This window comes from Pyrobaculum sp. (genome assembly GCF_049971835.1).
Classification (GTDB): Archaea; Thermoproteota; Thermoprotei; order Thermoproteales; family Thermoproteaceae; genus Pyrobaculum.
The window spans coordinates 1-4,161 of record NZ_JBMFKV010000168.1; the positions used below are offsets into that span (position 1 = coordinate 1).

Genomic DNA, 4,161 nt, shown 5'->3' on the forward strand with positions numbered 1-4,161 from the left:
CACGGAGACATATAAAACTTCACCCCCGGAAAAACACGCGCTACAACGCGCAAACCCTACTCACCTCTCTCAGAAACTCCGCTATGTGAGGCGCCGCGGCCGCCAGCTTCGAAACAGCGGCCTCAACATCCTCCTCCGGAGACACGCCGTACCTCCTCAGCACGTTGGCGTGAACCCCCAGCACCGCCAGCACAGACGCCATGTACACGCCGTACATCCAGTTTAAAAAATCCTCCGTAGCGCCGAAGAGACAGACAACCCACCACATAGGGAAAAACTTAAAAATAGTGGAGTAGGGGGGAGCGGGCCCGTAGTCTAGCGGTAGGATGCCCAGGGGCGGAGCCCCGCATCAGCCTGACGCGCGGGTGATCCCGGGTTCAAATCCCGGCGGGCCCACCTATTTTTACCCCGGGGCTGCCTCTAATATGGATCTGGCGTCTGCCTGTCGGCTCATGTACAGGGGGTATCTATACAGCTTGGTGCTCCTCGCCGCCTCTATTGTATTGCTCGTGTCCGCCGTGTTTGTAGAGTTTAGCAACCCGGCGTCTCCCTACCTGGGTGTCCTCGCCTTCGCGGCGTTGCCCCTTGGGGCGGCGGGGTTCGCCGTCGTCTTGCTAATCCATAGGGGCTTCATGGCGCTCAGCCGGCTGGGGGTTAGGTGGGCGGGTGTCCAGGCCCGGCTCCTCACAGCTCTGTTTGTGGTGGAGCTGTCGCTTCTGGCGCTGGGGCTTCTGAGAAGGGAGAGGCCGCTACTGCAGGACCTCCCTCAGGATGCGGCTCTGGCTATTGTGCTGGCCGTATTGGGGCTTGTCTGGGGCCTGGCGCTGGCGTATCTAGCCACGCATCTGCTGTACCTCAAGCATATGTATAGACATACCGGGGTTTTGAGGTTCCACACGGCTTATGTGGTCACGCTGGTGGGCGTCGCCTTCCTCGTCCCGGTGGTCACGGCGCCTCTGGGCTTGCTTATTCTCTTCGCCGCGCATGTTGTAGAGATGCTTGCGTATAGAGAGGCTTCGCGGGGCGGGTCGCCGTGAGGCTCTTCGCCGGGTGGGGGCGCGGCAAGTTTTAAAACTCGTTGTTAGTATGTGGCGTGTCTGATCTTCTGCCGGCGTCTAGGGGCTTTACCGTGATCTACGGGCCGCCGGGTAGCGGCAAGACAAGCGTCGCGGCGAAGCTGGCCGACAGGGTCGCCAACAGGGTTCTGTGGATCAGCACCAACGAGCCGCCGGGCGTGTTGAAGGAGGTGTTTATGAGGGTGGGGGCGAGGGCGGATAAGTTCTACGTGTTCGACTTCCCCCGCGCCTTTAGGGGGAACATAGCCAAGTTCGTGGCCGACCACATACATGAATACGAGGCGCTGGTGGTGGACTCTGTAAACGGAATAGCGCCGCGGGGGGAGAAGCTCGAGGAGCTCGTCCACGGCTTCCTCTACCAGCTCGCCAAGGACATGCCCATTATAGCCGTGGTGGAGGGGGTCCACCGGCAGGTGTTCTACATTGCCGACAATCTGGTGAGGGTTGGGTACAAGGAGAACGCCGTTGGCCACACGGTGCGGTACATAAAACTTGTGAAGTCCCGCTTCGCCCCGCCCAGCGAGCGCCTTCTCTTCGACTTCGTCGAGGGGGTGGGCCTCGTCTACGTCTACACGCCCAGGAAGCCCCAGGTGGCGAAGATACCCCTGCAGGAGGACGCCTCTCTCCTCGGCGTGGGGGAGCTCTACAAGTCGCAGATCGTGGGGGTGTACGGCAGGGACAAGAAGGCCCTCGCCAAGAAGCTGGAGGAGGTCGCCGCCGCGCGCGACGTGTTTTACCTCTCCCTCTTCCCCGCCACCACCCTCCCCGCCGAGCTCGACGAGGACAAGATGAGGATCGCCACCACCTTCAAAGACATCGTGGAGGTGCTGTACAATATATACTCGGGCCGCCTCAAGCCCTGGGTCTTCGCGGTCTCCGGCCTCCGCGACTTGGAGAGGGTGCTGGGCAACGACGTCGTTGACTACATAACGGCCGTGGCGAGCGCCGCCAAGTACGTGGACTACGTCCTAGACCTGGAGCTGGAGACAGAGGGGGCTAGGCTTTCTGAGAACTTCCTCGACGTGAAGATCAGAGTCTAAAAAACGCCCACCGCCGCGATTACAAACCTCTTCTTCACCTTCTCCATGTAGCCCGGGGAGCCGGGGCTTAAATCGCCAGCGGTTCTGTATGTAGACTATTTAAATAATAGTGATTGTTGGGCTGTGCTCGGCGTCTTGGAGGCCGTGGCGGTCCGCGCCTCGCATTTTTTAATGGAGTACTTCAGAGCCGGCAGAGGCGTAGACGTCGTGACGCGTAAAGAGGACGACGTCACCAGGGAGGTGGACATCGCCGCGGAGACGCTCATATACAAAATGCTCAGAGAGGCCTTTAAAGAAGGCGGCGTCCTATACGCAGAGGAAGGCGGCATCTACAGGTGGGGAGACGAGCGCTACATCTTCGTCCTCGACCCCCTCGACGGGTCGCTGAACTACGCCGTGGGCGTGCCCTTCTTCGCCGTATCCATCGCCGCCGGGAAACATAGAGAGGGCACCCTGGCCGATTTAGAATACGCCGTCGTGGCGATACCCCCCACGGGAGACGTCTACACGGCGGCCCCCGGCGTCGGCGCCCGCAAAAACGGAAAGCCGTTGAGGAGGACCCCGAGGAGCAATATAGTGTTTGTGGCGGTGAGCAACAGCTTCCCCCCAAAGACCTGCGAAGTCGTGAGGCGGCTGGGGCTCAGGGGGAGGAGCCTCGGCAGCTCCGCCGCCGAGCTGGCGTACACGGTGGAAGGCACAGCCCGCGGCTTCCTAGACCTCCGGGGCAAGCTCAGACTGCTCGACGTGGCGGGGGCGTTGACGATAGGCAAATACGTAGACGGCTTTAGGTACGTGGTGATGGGCGACACCAAGCCGCACTCCAGGATATCCCTAGTGGCGGGCGACGTAGATTTCGTAAATGCCGCAACCACAGATTGAGGAGAAGGTCAGGTCCTTCCTCCTAACCCTCTCGAGGACACTGGGCGTGAGGATTGAAAGGGTGCTCGATCTCTACCTCTACGCCACCCCCGACAAGGTCCGCATCGTGGAGATAGTCGAGCGCGGCGGGGAGATCGCGGGGATAAGACTCGCCGTGCGCTCCGAGAAGAAGCCAGACGTGTGGTACTACACCGCCGTTGGATACTACGGAGCTAAGTGCACCTGCGAAGGCAACACAATAGGAGGCAAGATATGCAAACACATAATCATAGGCGTCATAACCTGGAACATGACGTCCCTCCTAAAACAAGGCAAGGAAATCGACCTCACCAAGCTAACCTGGCTACACACCGGCGAGAAAGAGATATAGCACCCACGCCGCCCCGCGGGGCGGACCCCTTCCAATACCCCACTCCTTCACCCTGGCGCGAAGAGATTTAAGCCCCTCCCCCACTTAGATACGGTGATTGGGGCCGGCAATGCTGAGATGTGAAGAATGCCGTGGCCGGGGATGAACAACTGCAGACGCCCAGCGGTTTCGAGGCTCTAGAAGCCAGAAACGCCGCGGCCTCTGGTTTTGAAAAACCAGAGACGGCGAGTGTGGACATACGCCCACGCCAGGTTGGGAGCCAGTCAGATTCCATGAGGACGGCCAACCCGCTCAAGATCCTGAGAATGGAGAAATGGAAGGGGCGGAGGGGGGTCATGAGCAGATGCTACTCGTCGGCGGCGACTTGGTCGCCGGCGATGCTGGGACTTGCGTACGCCGCACTGGGCCAAAGCCAAAAAACTTAAAAACACACAAAAAATTGTAAAGGGGGCCCGTAGCTCAGCCTGGTAGAGCGGCGGTGGGCCGGCGGGGCCCGCCGAGGCTCTTAACGGGCTTGGCCCGAGTAACCCGTAGGTCGTGGGTTCGAATCCCACCGGGCCCGCCAGTTTTCTAGCCTATGCTCTGCGGCTTGTTTTGATCGCATCTCCTCGCCGACGCCAGGATTTCTTCTGCGTGTAATCTTAGGGCTGGCGGGGCGTCTTGGTAGAATACCCCTGTCTCTATGTTGCGGAGCATGCTTGTGTATACTAAATTGGCGCTTGTAACTACTGCGGATATCCCCACTACGAGTTTTGTGTGTAGGTGTCTGTAGCAGTGGGCCTCGCCGTGTTTTGAC

Annotated in this window: 7 protein-coding genes and 2 tRNA genes; 7 read left to right on the forward strand and 2 right to left on the reverse strand. The window is 60.0% G+C overall.

Translation table 11 applies throughout. The features are described 5' to 3' along the window. Nucleotides 1-40: 40 nt before the first annotated feature. On the reverse strand, nucleotides 41-268 hold the full coding sequence (locus ACP5J3_RS11520) for a hypothetical protein (RefSeq protein ID WP_428495821.1): 228 nt from the start codon (nucleotides 266-268) through the stop codon (nucleotides 41-43). A 36-nt stretch (nucleotides 269-304) separates the two neighbouring features. Between ACP5J3_RS11520 and ACP5J3_RS11525 the strand changes: the two genes are divergently transcribed. From ACP5J3_RS11525 to ACP5J3_RS11555, 7 genes are all read left to right on the forward strand, one after another. After that, nucleotides 305-396 (forward strand) — tRNA-Val (locus ACP5J3_RS11525). Nucleotides 397-425: 29 nt separating this feature from the next. Beyond that, complete coding sequence (locus tag ACP5J3_RS11530) at nucleotides 426-1,037, forward strand: hypothetical protein (protein ID WP_428495822.1); 612 nt, start codon at nucleotides 426-428, stop codon at nucleotides 1,035-1,037. A gap of 56 nt (nucleotides 1,038-1,093) precedes the next feature. Further along, complete coding sequence (locus ACP5J3_RS11535) at nucleotides 1,094-2,116, forward strand: RAD55 family ATPase (RefSeq protein WP_428495823.1); 1,023 nt, start codon at nucleotides 1,094-1,096, stop codon at nucleotides 2,114-2,116. Nucleotides 2,117-2,239: 123 nt separating this feature from the next. Continuing rightward, nucleotides 2,240-2,995 carry an inositol monophosphatase family protein gene (locus tag ACP5J3_RS11540; protein WP_428495824.1) on the forward strand — a complete coding sequence of 252 codons (756 nt, stop codon included), beginning with the start codon at nucleotides 2,240-2,242 and terminating at the stop codon, nucleotides 2,993-2,995. Then, nucleotides 2,976-3,365, forward strand: coding sequence for an SWIM zinc finger family protein (locus ACP5J3_RS11545; protein WP_428495825.1), 390 nt, complete (start codon nucleotides 2,976-2,978; stop codon nucleotides 3,363-3,365). Before ACP5J3_RS11540 ends, ACP5J3_RS11545 begins: the two co-directional genes overlap by 20 nt. Before the next feature lie 119 nt (nucleotides 3,366-3,484). Then, complete coding sequence (locus tag ACP5J3_RS11550) at nucleotides 3,485-3,790, forward strand: hypothetical protein (RefSeq protein ID WP_428495826.1); 306 nt, start codon at nucleotides 3,485-3,487, stop codon at nucleotides 3,788-3,790. A gap of 23 nt (nucleotides 3,791-3,813) precedes the next feature. Then, nucleotides 3,814-3,930, forward strand: a tRNA-Lys gene (locus ACP5J3_RS11555). Nucleotides 3,931-3,935: 5 nt separating this feature from the next. On the opposite strand, the gene ACP5J3_RS11560 is transcribed toward ACP5J3_RS11555, so the two are convergent. Next, the coding region (locus tag ACP5J3_RS11560) for a hypothetical protein (protein WP_428495827.1) at nucleotides 3,936-4,161 on the reverse strand (226 nt) is incomplete at its 5' end.

What these genes read in the sequence shown, in the direction of transcription:
- ACP5J3_RS11530 (WP_428495822.1), top strand. Translation starts at nt 426, where the DNA reads ATGGATCTGGCGTCTGCCTGTCGGCTCATGTACAGGGGGTATCTATAC.
- ACP5J3_RS11545 (WP_428495825.1), top strand. Translation starts at nt 2,976, where the DNA reads ATGCCGCAACCACAGATTGAGGAGAAGGTCAGGTCCTTCCTCCTAACC.
- ACP5J3_RS11520 (WP_428495821.1), bottom strand. Translation starts at nt 268, where the DNA reads ATGTGGTGGGTTGTCTGTCTCTTCGGCGCTACGGAGGATTTTTTAAAC.